This is a genomic window from Pseudomonas sp. F(2018) (assembly GCF_005508865.1).
Taxonomy (GTDB): Bacteria; Pseudomonadota; Gammaproteobacteria; order Pseudomonadales; family Pseudomonadaceae; genus Aquipseudomonas.
Genome location: NZ_SCOM01000004.1, coordinates 370,765 through 384,659, shown reverse-complemented (window position 1 = coordinate 384,659; position 13,895 = coordinate 370,765). Strand labels below are relative to the sequence as shown.

The following is a 13,895-nucleotide window of genomic DNA, read 5'->3' as shown; positions in this document are numbered from 1 at the left end:
ACTCCTGGAACGGCGGTTGACGGTCGAAAGGGCCGACAACGGATTAGAGCGAAGCGGCAGACAAAGATTCCCGGTCAGGCGCGAATGAACGGATTCTCGCGCATCTCGTCACCCAGGCGGGTATCCGGACCATGGCCGGTGACCACGGTGGCGTCCTCATCCAGAGTGTAGAGGCGCTTGATCGAACGCTCGATGGTGGCGTAGTCGCCGCCCCACAGATCGGTGCGGCCGATGCCACGGCGGAACAGGGTATCGCCGGCGATCAGCAGCTTGGCTTCGGGGAACCAGAAGCTGGTGGAGCCCGGTGTGTGTCCCGGCGTGTGCAGGGCCACGCCGCAGCCGCAGGCCAGCTCCTCGTCGTCGGCCAGCCACTGGTCCGGCGCCGGCACCGGGGTATAGGGCACGCCGAACATCTGGCACTGCATCTCCAGGTTGTCCCAGAGGAACTGGTCTTCCTTGTGCAGGTGCAGGCTGGCGCCGGTCTTCTCCTTCATCTGCCCGGAGGCGAGGAAGTGATCTAGATGCGCATGGGTGTGGATGATGCTGACCACCTTGAGGCCATGGGCCTCCAGACGCGCCATGATCAGGTCCGGGTTGCCGCCCGGGTCGACCACGATGGCCTTTTTGCTCACCGGGTCGCCGATGATGGTGCAGTTGCACTGCAGCGGGCCGACCGGAAAGGTCTCGCGGATCAGGCTGGGTGGCGGGGCGGCGGTCATCTGGAGCTCTCCTCGGCTGGCACGGGCCGCGCACGATAATCCTTCGGCGCCCTCCCCGTCCATTTGCGGAAGGCCCGGCGGAAGTTGGACGGATCGTTGAAGCCCAGCAGCAGGGCGATCTCGAACAGCGGCAGGTGGGTGGTCTCCAGGTACTGCAGGGCCAGGCGCTTGCGCACCTCGTCGAGCACCTGCTGGTAGCTGGTGCCGGCGGCTGACAAGTGCCGGCGCAGGCTGCGCCCGCTGGTGTGCAGGGCACTGGCGGCGCTGTCGAGATTGGGAAAGTCGCCGGGACGGGCCAGCAGCAGACGGCGCAGGCGACTGAGCAGCCCCTCCTGCACGTCCAGGGTGGCCAGCAGGGCTTCGCACTGCTGCTCGCACATCTGCATGGTGGCCGGGTTAGCCAGGGCCATGGGGCGATCCAGGTAGTGGCGCGGCAGGCGGAACCAGTGCCAGGGCTGATCGAACTGGGCCGGCACGCCGAAGGCCTCGTCGTAGCGCGCGGCATGCTCGGGCGCGGGATAGGCGAAGCCGACCTCCACTCCCTGCGGGCGCTCGCCGAGGAGGAACTGGGCGATGCCGTACAGGCTGCCGAACAGGCCCTCGGCGGCGAAGCGACCGAGCACGCCCAGGGGAATCGATTCGCTGGCACGCAGCTCCAGCGAGTCCGGGTTGTCCACCAGCTCCAGCTCGAAGGTCAGGCCCAGCACCCGGTAGTACCTGAGCGCGAACTGCACGGCGCGCCCGAGGTTGGCGCTGGACAGCAGGGCGTAGCCGAGAATGCCGTGGGCCGAGGCGCTCAGGCGCAGGCCCAGCAGCAGGCCCAAGGCCGGCTCATCGCACAACAGCAAGGCGGCGCCGGCCAGCTGGTGGAAGTCGGACAGGGACAGCCGGCCCGTGGGGTTGAGCAGCAGCTCCGCACGCAAACCGGCGGCGCCGAGCAGGCGCTCCCGCGCGACACCGAACTCTCCGGCCAGCTGCAGCAGGGCCTCGACATAGGTGATCGGCACCAGTTCGGAATGCAGGTTCAGGGGTCTGCTCATCAGCGTTCGCCGTATTCGCCAGTGGCCGGATATGACCTGAATATTGGCTGAAGATAACCTTGTCCGCGAAAAGCCGGCAAGCCCATAGTCCGACCACGTCATAACAACAAGATGGGAGGCCGCATGCATAGCCCCACCCCGCACGACCTGCAGATCACGCCGCGTCAGCCCGAGTTCAACTTCCCTATGCCCTGGGCTCGCCACTGGCACGGCGGCGACGCGTTCAAGAGCCATTTCTTCGATGCCATGTCGCTGCTGTTCCCCGAGGGCGAGCGCTTCTTCATCGACTCGGTGCGCGCCTATCGCGACCAGGTGACCGATCCGCAGCAGCTGGCGCAGATCCGCGGCTTCATCGGGCAGGAGGCGCATCACAGTCGCGAACACCAGCACTACAGCGACGCCCTGCGCGCAACCGGCTATGACCTCGACTACCTGGAACGGCGCCTGAAACGACGCCTGGGCTTCGTGCGCAAGCACCTGCCGCCCAAGGTACACCTGGCAGCCACCACGGCAGTGGAACACCTGACCGCGATCATGGCCGACGCCATCCTGCAGAACCCCGACTGGCTGGACGGCGCCGACCCGGACATGGCCCGCCTGTGGCGCTGGCACGCGCTGGAGGAGAGCGAGCACAAGGCGGTGGCCTTCGACCTCTACCAGCAGGTCTGCGGCCAGCTGTGGATGCGTCGCCGCGCCATGCTGCAGAGCACCTTCTTCTTCACCCTGGACACAATCAAGGGGCTAGTGCACATGCTGCGCCGCGACGGCCTGCTGGCGAGCTGGCGAATCTGGCGCGACGGCCTGGTCTGGCTGTGGGGTAGCCGCGGCATCCTGCGCCCGCTGGTACGGGCCTACTTTGACTTCTACCGGGCCGACTTCCATCCCTGGCAGCACGACAATCTGCAGCTGATCTTGGAGAAACGCCGCGAATTCGACGCGGTGGCCGAAGTCAGCTGAGCAGGCCCAGGCCCTTGGCCCTGGCTACCGCCTGGGTACGCCGCTCGACGCCGAGCTTGCTGTTGATGTGGCGGGCGTGGGTCTTGACCGTGTGCAGGGAGATGAACAGGCGCTCGCTGATCTCCTGGTTGGAGCAACCCAGGGCGATCAGGCGCAGCACCGCCAACTCGCGAGTGCTGAGCGCTTCGGTCGCGCCGCTGGGCAACGGCTCGACCTCGACCTCCGCAGGCAGGCGCTGGCGCAGGGCCTCGCTCAGCGGGCTCGCTGGCGCTGTCTGCAACTGTGCCCGCAGCCAGGTCGGCTGGTGCGCGAGCAGCTCATAGAACGGCAGTAGCGTACCACCCCGAGCCGTCTCGAAACTGGTCAGCAACTGCTGCTGGGCATCGCGCTCGCGGCCACCGGCAAACAGCAGCAGACTCAACTGCACCTGGGCGAATACACCCAGCAACTGTCCGCCCTGGGCCTGGGCTCGCAGCACCAGTGCACGCAGACGCCGCTCGGCGGCCTCGGGCTGGCCCTGGCGGCGCTCCAGGGCCGCGCGCTGCAGCTCGATATGCAGCGGCAACTGTGGATGGAACTCCGGCGCGGCGGCCGCCTGCTCGCCGCCATAGGTCTCGGCCAGGCGCAGCAGCCAGGCGTTGGCCAGGTCGACCTGCCCCTGGCTGAGCCAAAGCTCGCACTTGGTCACGGTGATCATCGCCAGGTAATACACCGGCGGCACGTCCCAGATGTGCATCAGGCGCTCTGCCTCGGCCAGCTGGGCGAAGGCTTCGTTGAAGCGCCCCGCCCTGCCCTCCTGGCTGGCCAGGATGCAGTAGCCGATCAGCAGGCTGATGTCGCGGCAGCTGCGCGCCTCGGCGATGCCGGCCTGCAGGCGGCGGCTGGCCTCCTCCGGCTGCAGACGCAGGGCGAGCAGGAAACCTTCATAGAGAGTCAGACGCGCGCGCACCGCGTAGACCCGCTGCAGCGACAGACCACGCAGGCGTTCCAGCCCCGCACGCACCTCTTCCAGCGCCCGCAGTATCTCGCCGCGGGCCAGCAGGACCCGGCCACGATCGTAATGACAGAAGGCCTCGAACAACGGGTTGTCCTGCCGTTGCGCCAGCTCCAGAGCCTCGCGGTTGAGCCCACGCGCACGCCACAGATCGCCACGCACCACCGCCAGGTTGGCCAGGGTGGAGAGGCACAGCAGGCGCGAGCCGTAGTGTTGCGCCGGCATGCCGGCCAGGGCCTCGGCGCAATAGAGTTCGGCATTCTGGCTGTCGCCACGACCACGGGCGATCACTCCGCTGACGGCCAGCCACTGGGCCAGCAGCGACTGCTGCTCGGCCGCGGTGGGCGCGGGCAGGAAGCGCACCAGGTGATTGGCCAGATCCTCCGCCGCATCCAGCTGGCAGGCCAATGCCAGGGCCCAGCTGTACAGCAGGATCAGGCGCGGCGTGCTGGTCAGCAGGCTGTCCGGCAGGTCCATCTTCCAGCGCAGCAGCATGGCCACGTTCTGCTCGGCGAGCAGGTGTTCTTCGGAGAAGTTCTGCACCAGGCTGGCCGCCACATCCGGCTGCCCGGCGCGCAACGCCTGCTCGACCGCCTCGTCCAGCTGGCCCTGACTGCTGAACCAACGGCAGGCACGCAAGTGCAGGCGCGCCGGCGGTTGCGACAGCTGGCTGGCCGGATTGGCGCGCAGCAGGTCGGAGAATAGATGGTGATAGCGGAACCAGCGCCCCTGATCGTCCAGCGGCACCAGGAACACCTGGTGGGCCTGCAGGTGCTGGAGGATGGCGGTGCTGTCGTGACTGTCGCGCACCGCATCGCACAGCTCCGCGCAGAAGCGCTCGAGGCAGGCGGTGTCATAGAGAAAGGCCTGCAGCTCCGGAGGCTGACGCTCGATGACTTCCTCCAGCAGATAGTCGCGAATCATGCCCTGGGCGCCATGCAGATCGCGCTCGCCCTCGCTGGCGGCCAGCAGCCACAGGCGCAGGCCAGCAACCCAGCCCTCGCTGCGCTGCAGAAGACTGTCCAGCGCCTCACCGGGCAATTCGGCGCCCTGGGCGCAGAACAGCTCGCGGGTCTCGTCCAGGGTCAGGCGCAGGTCCTGTTCCTGCAGCTCCAGCAGTTGCCGCGACAGGCGCAGACGCGCCAGATGCCAGTCCGGGCGCTGGCGGCTGGTGACCAGCACCAGCATGCCGGCCGGCAGGTGGTTGAGGAAGAACTGCAGGCAGCGATCCAGCACCGCGCCCTGAGCCAGGTGATAGTCATCCAGCACCAGCAGCAAGGGGTTATGCGGATCGAGGTGCTCGCCCAGTTCGTCGAGCAGGCCGTCGAGCCATTCCTCGAAGGCGAAGGGTTGATGGCGCTGGCGCATCTTCAGCATGCCCAGGGCCTCGTCACCGATCCGCGGAAAATGCTGGCGCAGCCCTTCCAGCAGACGTTCGAGGAAGCGCCCGGGATCGCTGTCGCGACGATTCAGGCTCAGCCACAGGCTGTGCCACTGGGCAGGCAGACGCTCGCAGAACTCCACGGCCAATGAACTCTTGCCGAATCCGGCCGGTGCGCAAACCAGCAGCAGGCGCCCGTCCATGCCTTGTTCCAGACGCTCGCACAGGCGCGGCCGACGTACATGGCCGGCAGGTAGCGGAGGTCTGAAGAAGCGCGGCTCGCCGGTGGAAACCGGAACGCTGACGAGGCCGGGCGAGCTGGAAAGATCGGTCACAAGGGCGGTCTGGGCTGGACGTGAAATGCCCGCAGCCTATCCCCTTGCGCCGTGCATTTGAAGCCCAGCCGGTCCGTCAGAAAAGAAAAAGCCGGCGCAAGGCCGGCTTTTTCAGGGGTGGAGCGAGGATTAACGCACGCCGGCCTGACGCAGAGCTGCCGGGGTGTAATCGGTGGTAGCGGCCTTGTAGTTGAAGTCGTAGGACTGTTTCTCCTCGTTCTTCATGCCCAGGGCCAGGTAGCGACCGGAGATGATGTCGTGCAGGGTTTCCACGGTGTACCACGGCACTTGCTTGTCGTAGTAGTACTGGGAATGAGCCTCGGCGACACGCCACAGGGCGCCACGACCGTCGTAATGGTCGATGACCGCGGCCTGCCAGCTGTCCTCGTCGATGAACACATCACGCTTGGCGTAGATGTGACGCTCGCCGGCCTTCAGGGTACCGGTCACGTGCCAGACGCGGTGCAGCTCGTAGCGAGTGTGCTCCGGGTTCAGGTGGCCGGCCTTGATGATGTCGGCGTACTTCAGCTTCGGCGAGTCCAGCTTGTAGGAGTTGTACGGAATGTAGATCTCCTTCTTGCCGTTCAGCTTCCAGTCGTAACGGTCAGGAGCACCGTTGTACATGTCGAAGTTGTCGGAAGTACGCAGACCGTCGGCGGCGGTACCTGGACCGTCATAGGACACCTGCGGAGCGCGGCGCACGCGGCGCTGACCGGCATTGTACAGCCAGGCCAGACGCGGCTCCTTCACCTGGTTCAGGGTCTCGTGGACCAGCAGAACGTTACCGGCCAGACGAGCCGGAGCGGTTACGCGCTGCTTGAAGTAGAACAGGATGTTGCTCGGCTTGCTCGGATCGTAGTCGGTCAGGCTGGTCGGGAAGGTGAACTCATCCTGGAAGTAAACCAGGCTGTAGGAACCGTTGGCCTGCGGAGTAGCCTGGGTCACCAGACGACGCACGCTGCCACCGCGATAGCGGGTGATCTGGTTCCAGATCGCTTCCAGGCCGTTCTGCGGGATCGGGAAGGGATAAGCGGTCTTGAAGCCTTCCAGACCGTTACCGCCCTCGACCAGCTTGGTGGTGGTGGCGTTGGCCTTCACGTCGTCCAGCACGCTCTGCGGTGCAGTTGCGGAACGATGGGTCGGGTACACCGGGATCTTGAAGCTGTCCGGGTAGCGCTTGAACATGGCCTGCTGACCGGGGGTCAGCTTGTCCTTGTACTGATCGACATTCTGCGCAGTGATGGTGAACAGCGGCTGTTCACTGGCGAAGGGATCGGACAGGAAGCCGCGACCATCGGCACTGCCGGCGTTCTGCGGCAGACCACCGGTCCACTCGGGAATGGAACCATCGGCATTACCGGCCTTCTCGGCGCCCAGCGGAGTCAGGGTGGTGCCGAGCTTGGCAGCTTCATCGGCAGAAACAGCAGCCATTACGCTGGTGGCCAGCATGGAAAGAGCCAGGACACCGGATTGCAGCATGTACTTTGTTGTTTTCATTTGCATGTGTTTCCTCAAAGGATCCTGGTCGCTTAGAAGCTGGCGCCGACGCTAAAGGCTACGAAGTCGCGGTCAATCAAGGTGTTGTACTCGCCACCGAAGAAATCGGTGTAGGACAGGTTGGCCGTGTAGGTGTTCTGGTACTCGGCTTCGAGGCCCAAGCTCACAGCCTTAGCACCTTCGGTGAACAAGCCATTCGGACCATAACCGTTCACATCATGCGACCACGCAACACTCGGGCGCAGGTTCACGCCAGCAAACACATCCGGGTAATCCCAGATAGCACGAGCGCGATAGCCCCAGGCGGTAGTAGTTACAAAACCATCGTCTTCGCAATACTTGCTGGCATTTTCTGCATTCGGGTTACCACCCAGAGTGGAGACGTTCAAACCGGTACACGCGGCGAGTACACCTCCTGGAGCAGCTCCATTTGAGTCGTAGGTGCCAGGCAGCGGCCCCGGTCCGTAGATGGGATCACGTCCATAGCGAGCCTCGCTTGTACTTTCCAAACCACCTACATGCACGACACCAACTTCGCCTACTAATGTTAGGCGGCTGGCCCCCATCACCTGATCGAAGAAGTGGGTAAGCGTGGTCTGGAACTGCGTTATCTCTTTACGACGGTAGCCATGAAGATCTTGGCCGGGAGTACCATTAAGAACCGAAATATTACCGATACCTTGCGCTGCAAAAATAGGTGCAGCAAGTGGGTTGTAAGCAGCATTACCAAGTGGCTTCAGGCCTGCATACAGCACATCAGTTGTATTGAGCTGTACAGGTGCGTTAGGACGGTAGCTCAGCTCCCCAGCCCAAGCAGTGCCAGTGGGCAGAGTAGTGGAGAAACTCAGACCGTAAAGACGGATATCTTCCGGATATTCCATGAAATATTGCGAATTGCCAGCCACACGCAGCGGCGCAAAAGCAGCACTAGCCGGGAAACCAGGAATAGTAGCGGCGTTATAGAAGGCAGGCGCTGCACCGGTGGCACTAAAATTCGGCGTGCGGCTGTGATAGTTAATGAAATACGCACCGAATTCAGTATCCAGCGGCTCGAAGAAATAGCGCAGGTTGGCGCCCCACTGGCCGCCGTCACGTGCATCTCGATCCCCACCACGCGGGACTAATACGCCCTCTTGGTTTACATCAACTCCGAGCCCTTGCAGCAACGCTAACTGACCAGCAGTAAAACTCGAACGTTGACGAAGCACACGCAAGTTGTCGTCGCAACCATCGGCAACGATGTCGGGTTGCGCAAAGAAAGTGCCACAATTGTCAGCTACGGTCTGATCCCATTCCAGCTGATAGAAGGCTTCAGCAGAGAGATTGTCGGTCAAGCTCTGCGAGACATAGAACATGTTGACCGGAATCAGGCCTTCTTTAACCTCGGCGCCCGGACGACGGAACGCAGAGACATCCACGGGGTTGATCGAGTTGATGCTGTTCTGAATGAAGGTGCTTTCACCCCAGCTCACCACTTGTTTACCTAAGCGTACCGAGCCCGGCTGATCGGCAATCGCATAGTTGTGATAAACAAAGGCATCGAGGATCTCGGCGCCGGAAGCCTGAGCGCCCTGCTTGCGGTTCGAGTCATCGATATCCTTGAACAGGCGGCTCTCGTCCTTCAGCTCGAAGTCATACCAGTACTTGCCGCGGACAAATACGCCGGTATCGCCGTACTTCAATTCGAGATCGTGGATGCCCTTGAAGATCTTCGAGAAAGTTTCACCTTTCTTGAAATTCATATGACTGTCATCGGAGGTCTGGGAAAGTCCATCACCACCGTTGTTAAAACCGATCAGGTCTGGGTCTGCGCCCTCAACCGACCAGCTAGCACCGACAGACAGAGAAGAGTCGAGCTGACCTTCGATCTCACCGATATTGAACGTGACGCCGAATGCTGGGGCGGCGAGGGTGGAAGCGAGGCTCACTGCCAGAGGCAGCTTGGCCATACGCCAGAAAGGTTTATTGATTGTCATCGACGCTACTCCATGTGTTTTTTGTTATGGATGCCGCGGACTATAGCTACCACCCCCCTAGGCTTGATCCCCCTAAAGTGTGATTTCCAGCCCCCAACCCCTCTAGACCGGCGGGTCACAAACTCCCCACCACGCCGGCATCGCCCTGCAACAGCAATTTACAAGCCAAACGCTCGTTTTAAGTCAGCCCTTTTTGCCGACATCTCACTCAAAACGCCTCATAGCGTGGATAAAAAGGCACTTCCTGCTGCTTGCCACTGAGCGATATCAAGACGAATTCGCTTCTTATCCAGCTTACCCACACTGGTTTTGGGAATATCGGTAACAAGTGCGATCTGACTGGGTATCGCCCACTTATTGATGCAGCCCTGTTCCACGAACGGTTTAAGGTGTTCCTTGAGGCCCTTGGCATCCAGGCTCTGGCCCTCGCGCAGCACCAGTAGGGCGAAGGGGCGCTCGCCCCACTGCGGATCGGGAACGCCGACCACCGCGACTTCGCGCACAGCCGGATGACGGCTGATCAGATCCTCCAGCTCCAGGGACGACAGCCACTCGCCGCCGGTCTTGATCACGTCCTTGATACGGTCGCGGATATCGATGTAACCGAGATCATCCAAGGTGGCGACGTCACCGGTGTGCAGCCAGCCGTGCTCCCACAGCTCTGCGCTCTTCTGCGGCTCGTTGAAGTAGCCCATGGTCAGCCAGGGAGCGCGTAGCACCAGCTCGCCCTGAGTCTCGCCGTCCGCCGGAAGCAGCTGGCCGTCGGGCCCCATCAGCGCGGTCTCCACCAGCGGCACCGGCACGCCGGCCTTGATGCGGTAGGTGATCTGCTCGCTCTCGCTGCCGGCCTTGAGCTCTTCGTTGATGTGGGCGCAGGAGATCAGCGGGCAGGTCTCGGACATGCCATAAGCCGCGGTGAGCTGGATGCCACGCGCCTTGGCCGCCTCGTACAGGGCGCGGTTGAGTGCGCTGCCGCCGATGATGATCTTCCAGCCGCCAAAGTCCTGGCCCTGCCCCGCCTTGGCGTTGAGCACCATCTGCAGGATGGTCGGCACGCAGTGGGAGAAGGTGACCTTCTCCTTCCGCCACAGCTGCACCAGCAGCTCGGGATCGTAGCGCCCCGGATAGACCTGCTTGATGCCAAGCATGGTGGCCGCGTAGGGAATGCCCCAGGCGTGCACATGGAACATCGGCGTGATCGGCATGTACACGTCATTGGTACCCAGCAGGCGCACGCTATCCACGCTGCCTAGCACGCTGGCCTCGGCCAGGGTGTGCAGCACCAGCTGGCGATGGGTGAAGTACACGCCCTTGGGGTTACCGGTGGTGCCGGTGGTGTAGAAGGTGGTAGCCACCGAGTTCTCGTCGAAGTCCTGGAAGTCGTACTTCGGACTGGCAGCAGCCAGCAGATTCTCGTACTCGCCCACCAGGTTGGGCAGCTCGGCGGTCTTCTCGGCGCCATCGGTGAGCAGAATGGTCTTCTCCACCGTGGTCAGCTGGTTCTCGATGCCCTTGTACAGCGGCACGAACTCGCTGTTGACCAGCACGAACTTATCCTCGGCGTGGTTCATGGTGTAGAGGATCTGATCCGCCGACAGGCGAATGTTGATGGTGTGCAGCACCGCTCCGATCATCGGGATGGCGAACATGCACTCCAGGTAACGGTGGCTGTCCCAGTCCATCACCGCCACGGTATCACCGGCTTTCACCCCGGCATCGCTCAGCACATTGGCCAGGCGCGCCACGCGCTCGTTGAAGGTGGCGTAGCTGTAGCGCAGCTGGTCGCGGTAGACGATCTCGCGGGTCTTCTCGTAGCGGCTGCCGGACAGCAGCAGGCGCTTGATCAGCAGCGGGGCCAGGTTGGCGTTTTCTGTCGGGGGGATGACACGGGTCTGCAGCATGGCGGTAACCTGTCGTTCTGCGTTTTTTGTTGGTCGACAATCTAGAACCGCTCTGCCACTGGCTTAATCCACCCAAAGGATGATTTTGCCGGTGACTCTTTGGCCATCTTTGGTCACCCAGTAGAATTGGCTCGTACCTGCCGTTCCGGCTTCACTCTTCAGAGGTAATACCGATGTCCGATATCGTCATCGTCAGCGGCGCCCGCACCCCCATGGGTGGCTTCCAGGGCAGCCTGTCCAGCATCCCCGCCGTGGATCTGGGGGCCGCCGCCATTCGCGAGGCCGTGGCCCGTGCCGGTATCCAGCCCGCCGATGTGCAGGAAGTGATCATGGGCTGCGTACTGCCCGCCGGCCTCAAGCAGGGCCCGGCCCGCCAGGCCTCGCTGAACGCCGGCCTGCCGTCCGCCACCGGCTGCACCACCATCAACAAGCTGTGCGGCTCCGGCATGAAGGCCGTGATGCAGGCCTTCGACGCGCTCAAGGCCGGCAGCAACCAAGTGATGGTCGCCGGCGGCATGGAGAGCATGTCCAACGCCCCCTACATCATCGAGAAGGCCCGCAGCGGCCTGCGCATGGGCCATGGCGAGATCAAGGACCACATGTTCTTCGACGGCCTGGAGGACGCCCGCACCGGCCGCCTGATGGGCTCCTTCGCCCAGGAGACCGCCGACAAATACGGCATCACCCGCGAGGAGATGGACGCCTACGCCATCGAGTCGCTGAAACGCGCCCAGGCCGCCATCCAGAGCGGCGAGCTGGCCAACGAGATCGTCCCGTTCACCGTCACCAGCCGCAAGGGCGAGGTGGTGGTGAAGGACGACGAGCAGCCGCTGACCGCCAACCTGGACAAGATCCCCGGCCTCAAGCCGGCGTTCCGCAAGGACGGCACCATCACCGCCGCCAACGCCAGCTCGATCTCCGACGGCGCCAGCGCCCTGGTGCTCATGACCGCCGAGGAAGCGGCCAAGCGCGGCCTCAAGCCGCTGGCCAGGATCGTCGCCCACGCCACCCAGAGCCAGGACCCGAGCGAGTTCACCATCGCGCCGATCGGCGCCATGAGCAACCTGTTCAAGAAGACCGGCTGGAGCAAGGACAGCGTCGACCTGTACGAGATCAACGAAGCCTTCGCCATGGTCACCATGCTGGCCATGCGTGAGCACGGCCTGGACCACGCCAAGGTCAACGTCTACGGCGGCGCCTGCGCCCAGGGCCACCCGGTCGGCTCCACCGGCTCGCGCCTGATCGTTACCCTGATCAACGCCCTGCGCAACAAAGGCGGCAAGCGCGGCGTGGCCTCGCTGTGCATCGGCGGCGGCGAAGCCACTGCCGTGGCCATCGAGCTGCTGTAAGCGCTCCGCAACGAAAAAGCCCCGCCTAGGCGGGGCTTTTTTATGGGCGGCTAATTAACGCAGTTCGGTAAAGGCCAGCTTGATCCCCAACCCCACCAGCACCGCGCCCATCAGCCGGTCGAACCAGTGGCCCATGCGGGCGAAACCGGCGCGCACCCGGCGCTGGCTGAACAACAAGGCCACCAGGCAGAACCAGATCGCCGTGGCGAACGCCAGGTACACGCCGTAACCGGCCTGCACCGCCAGCGGCGTGTGCGGGTTGATCACCACGGTGAACAGCGAGAGGAAGAACAGCGTGGCCTTGGGGTTCAGGCCATTGGTGACGAAGCCGGTCATGAAGGCGCCGCGCGGCGAACGCTCGACATCCTCCGCAGCCACTTCCAGGCTACCCGGCGCAGCCGGCTTGGCGCGCAGGGCCTTGATACCGATGTAGAACAGATAGGCCGCCGCCAGCCACTTCAGCGCGTTGAACAGAACGATGGACTGCGACACGATTAGGCCGATGCCCAGCAGCGAATAGGCCACATGCACGAAGATGCCGGTGCCCACGCCCAGGGCCGTCCAGGTGCCGGCGCGACGGCCGTGGGCCACGCTCTCGCGCACGACGATGGCGAAATCCGGCCCCGGGCTGGCCACGGCCAGCAGGTGGATCAGCGCCACGGTCAAAAACTCCGCCCAGTACATGCGACCTCCGAATAGTGGGAATCAGGACAACGGGCTGGCAACCTTACGCCAGTCCTTCGTATTAGCAACAGGTACAGCCGATGACCAACAGCCCTCGCGCGGTCTTTCTCGACCATGCCTCCCTCGATCTCGGCGATCTCGACCTGGCGCCGCTGCGCCAGGTATTCGGCGAGCTGGTCCTGCACGACGCCTCCACCGGCGAACAGGCCGCCGAACGACTGCAGGGCGCCCAGGTCGCGATCAGCAACAAGGTGCGCCTGGATGCCAATACCCTGGCCGCCTGCCCCGAACTCAGGCTGATCCTGGTTTCCGCCACCGGCACCAACAACGTCGACCTTGGCGCCGCCCGCGCCCGTGGCATCACGGTCGCCAACTGCCAGGGCTACGGCACCGCCTCGGTGGCGCAGCACACCCTGATGCTGCTGCTCGCCCTGGCCACCCGCCTGCCGGATTACCAGGCCGCGATCCGTGACGGCGCCTGGCAGCTCGCCAGCCAGTTCTGCCTGCTCGACTTCCCGATCATCGAGCTGGAGGGCAAGACCCTCGGCATCCTCGGCCACGGCGAGCTGGGCGGTGCCTTCGCCCGTCTGGCCGAGGCCCTGGGCATGCACGTGCTGTACGGCGCCCTGCCCGGCCGGCCGGCCCGCGCCGACCGCCTGCCGCTCGATGAGTTGCTGCCACAGGTCGATGCCCTGAGCCTGCATTGCCCGCTGACCGAGCAGACCCGCCACCTGATCGGTGCCGCCGAGCTGGCGCTGATGAAGCCACAGGCACTGCTGCTCAATACCGCCCGCGGCGGCCTGGTCGACGAGCAGGCCCTGGCCGACGCCCTGCGCGCCGGCCACCTGGGTGGCGCTGCGTTCGATGTGCTCAGCGAGGAGCCGCCACGTACCGGCAACCCGCTGCTGGCGGCGGACATCCCGCGCCTGATCCTCACCCCGCACAATGCCTGGGGCAGCCGTGAGGCGCGCCAGCGCATCGTCGGTCAGCTGTCGGAGAACGCCAGCGCCTTCTTCGCCGGTACGCCCAAGCAGGTGGTCAGCGGGTAAACTACGCGCCCTT

Annotated in this window: 10 protein-coding genes; 3 read left to right on the top strand and 7 right to left on the bottom strand. The window is 64.0% G+C overall.

Going from position 1 to position 13,895, the window contains the following annotated elements; translation table 11 throughout:
- Positions 1–74: 74 nt before the first annotated feature.
- Positions 75–719 (bottom strand): MBL fold metallo-hydrolase, encoded by a 645-nt coding sequence (locus FFS62_RS18740; protein WP_137974359.1) that lies wholly within the window; start codon positions 717–719, stop codon positions 75–77.
- Positions 716–1,759 carry an AraC family transcriptional regulator gene (locus tag FFS62_RS18735; RefSeq protein WP_137974358.1) on the bottom strand — a complete coding sequence of 348 codons (1,044 nt, stop codon included), beginning with the start codon at positions 1,757–1,759 and terminating at the stop codon, positions 716–718. The genes FFS62_RS18740 and FFS62_RS18735 overlap by 4 nt, the downstream gene beginning before the upstream one ends.
- Before the next feature lie 123 nt (positions 1,760–1,882).
- Here FFS62_RS18735 and FFS62_RS18730 point away from each other — a divergent pair, with 123 nt between their 5' ends.
- A complete protein-coding gene (locus tag FFS62_RS18730) occupies positions 1,883–2,716 on the top strand; it encodes a metal-dependent hydrolase (protein WP_137974357.1) in 834 nt (277 codons plus the stop codon).
- On the opposite strand, the gene FFS62_RS18725 is transcribed toward FFS62_RS18730, so the two are convergent.
- The 4 genes from FFS62_RS18725 to FFS62_RS18710 all read right to left on the bottom strand — a co-directional run bounded on the left by FFS62_RS18725 (position 2,709) and on the right by FFS62_RS18710 (position 10,800).
- Complete coding sequence (locus FFS62_RS18725) at positions 2,709–5,426, bottom strand: LuxR C-terminal-related transcriptional regulator (RefSeq protein ID WP_137974356.1); 2,718 nt, start codon at positions 5,424–5,426, stop codon at positions 2,709–2,711. The genes FFS62_RS18730 and FFS62_RS18725 overlap by 8 nt on opposite strands.
- A 129-nt stretch (positions 5,427–5,555) precedes the next feature.
- Entirely contained in the window at positions 5,556–6,923 is a 1,368-nt protein-coding gene (locus tag FFS62_RS18720) for a DUF1329 domain-containing protein (RefSeq protein ID WP_137974355.1), read from the bottom strand.
- A gap of 32 nt (positions 6,924–6,955) precedes the next feature.
- Positions 6,956–8,899: a DUF1302 domain-containing protein gene (locus FFS62_RS18715; RefSeq protein WP_137974354.1), complete on the bottom strand. Its 1,944-nt coding sequence runs from the start codon at positions 8,897–8,899 to the stop codon at positions 6,956–6,958.
- Positions 8,900–9,117: 218 nt separating this feature from the next.
- Entirely contained in the window at positions 9,118–10,800 is a 1,683-nt protein-coding gene (locus FFS62_RS18710) for a fatty acid--CoA ligase (protein ID WP_137974353.1), read from the bottom strand.
- A gap of 173 nt (positions 10,801–10,973) precedes the next feature.
- Here FFS62_RS18710 and FFS62_RS18705 point away from each other — a divergent pair, with 173 nt between their 5' ends.
- The gene (locus FFS62_RS18705; protein ID WP_137974352.1) at positions 10,974–12,149 is read left to right on the top strand and encodes an acetyl-CoA C-acyltransferase; all 1,176 of its coding nucleotides are present in this window, start codon (positions 10,974–10,976) and stop codon (positions 12,147–12,149) included.
- 54 nt (positions 12,150–12,203) lie between these two features.
- On the opposite strand, the gene FFS62_RS18700 is transcribed toward FFS62_RS18705, so the two are convergent.
- Positions 12,204–12,833: a LysE family transporter gene (locus FFS62_RS18700; protein ID WP_137974351.1), complete on the bottom strand. Its 630-nt coding sequence runs from the start codon at positions 12,831–12,833 to the stop codon at positions 12,204–12,206.
- 80 nt (positions 12,834–12,913) lie between these two features.
- Here FFS62_RS18700 and FFS62_RS18695 point away from each other — a divergent pair, with 80 nt between their 5' ends.
- Positions 12,914–13,882: a 2-hydroxyacid dehydrogenase gene (locus FFS62_RS18695; protein ID WP_137974350.1), complete on the top strand. Its 969-nt coding sequence runs from the start codon at positions 12,914–12,916 to the stop codon at positions 13,880–13,882.
- The last annotated feature ends 13 nt before the right edge of the window (positions 13,883–13,895 follow it).

What these genes read in the sequence shown, in the direction of transcription:
- FFS62_RS18740 (WP_137974359.1), bottom strand. Translation starts at nt 719, where the DNA reads ATGACCGCCGCCCCGCCACCCAGCCTGATCCGCGAGACCTTTCCGGTC.
- FFS62_RS18735 (WP_137974358.1), bottom strand. Translation starts at nt 1,759, where the DNA reads ATGAGCAGACCCCTGAACCTGCATTCCGAACTGGTGCCGATCACCTAT.
- FFS62_RS18730 (WP_137974357.1), top strand. Translation starts at nt 1,883, where the DNA reads ATGCATAGCCCCACCCCGCACGACCTGCAGATCACGCCGCGTCAGCCC.
- FFS62_RS18720 (WP_137974355.1), bottom strand. Translation starts at nt 6,923, where the DNA reads ATGAAAACAACAAAGTACATGCTGCAATCCGGTGTCCTGGCTCTTTCC.
- FFS62_RS18715 (WP_137974354.1), bottom strand. Translation starts at nt 8,899, where the DNA reads ATGACAATCAATAAACCTTTCTGGCGTATGGCCAAGCTGCCTCTGGCA.
- FFS62_RS18710 (WP_137974353.1), bottom strand. Translation starts at nt 10,800, where the DNA reads ATGCTGCAGACCCGTGTCATCCCCCCGACAGAAAACGCCAACCTGGCC.
- FFS62_RS18705 (WP_137974352.1), top strand. Translation starts at nt 10,974, where the DNA reads ATGTCCGATATCGTCATCGTCAGCGGCGCCCGCACCCCCATGGGTGGC.
- FFS62_RS18700 (WP_137974351.1), bottom strand. Translation starts at nt 12,833, where the DNA reads ATGTACTGGGCGGAGTTTTTGACCGTGGCGCTGATCCACCTGCTGGCC.
- FFS62_RS18695 (WP_137974350.1), top strand. Translation starts at nt 12,914, where the DNA reads ATGACCAACAGCCCTCGCGCGGTCTTTCTCGACCATGCCTCCCTCGAT.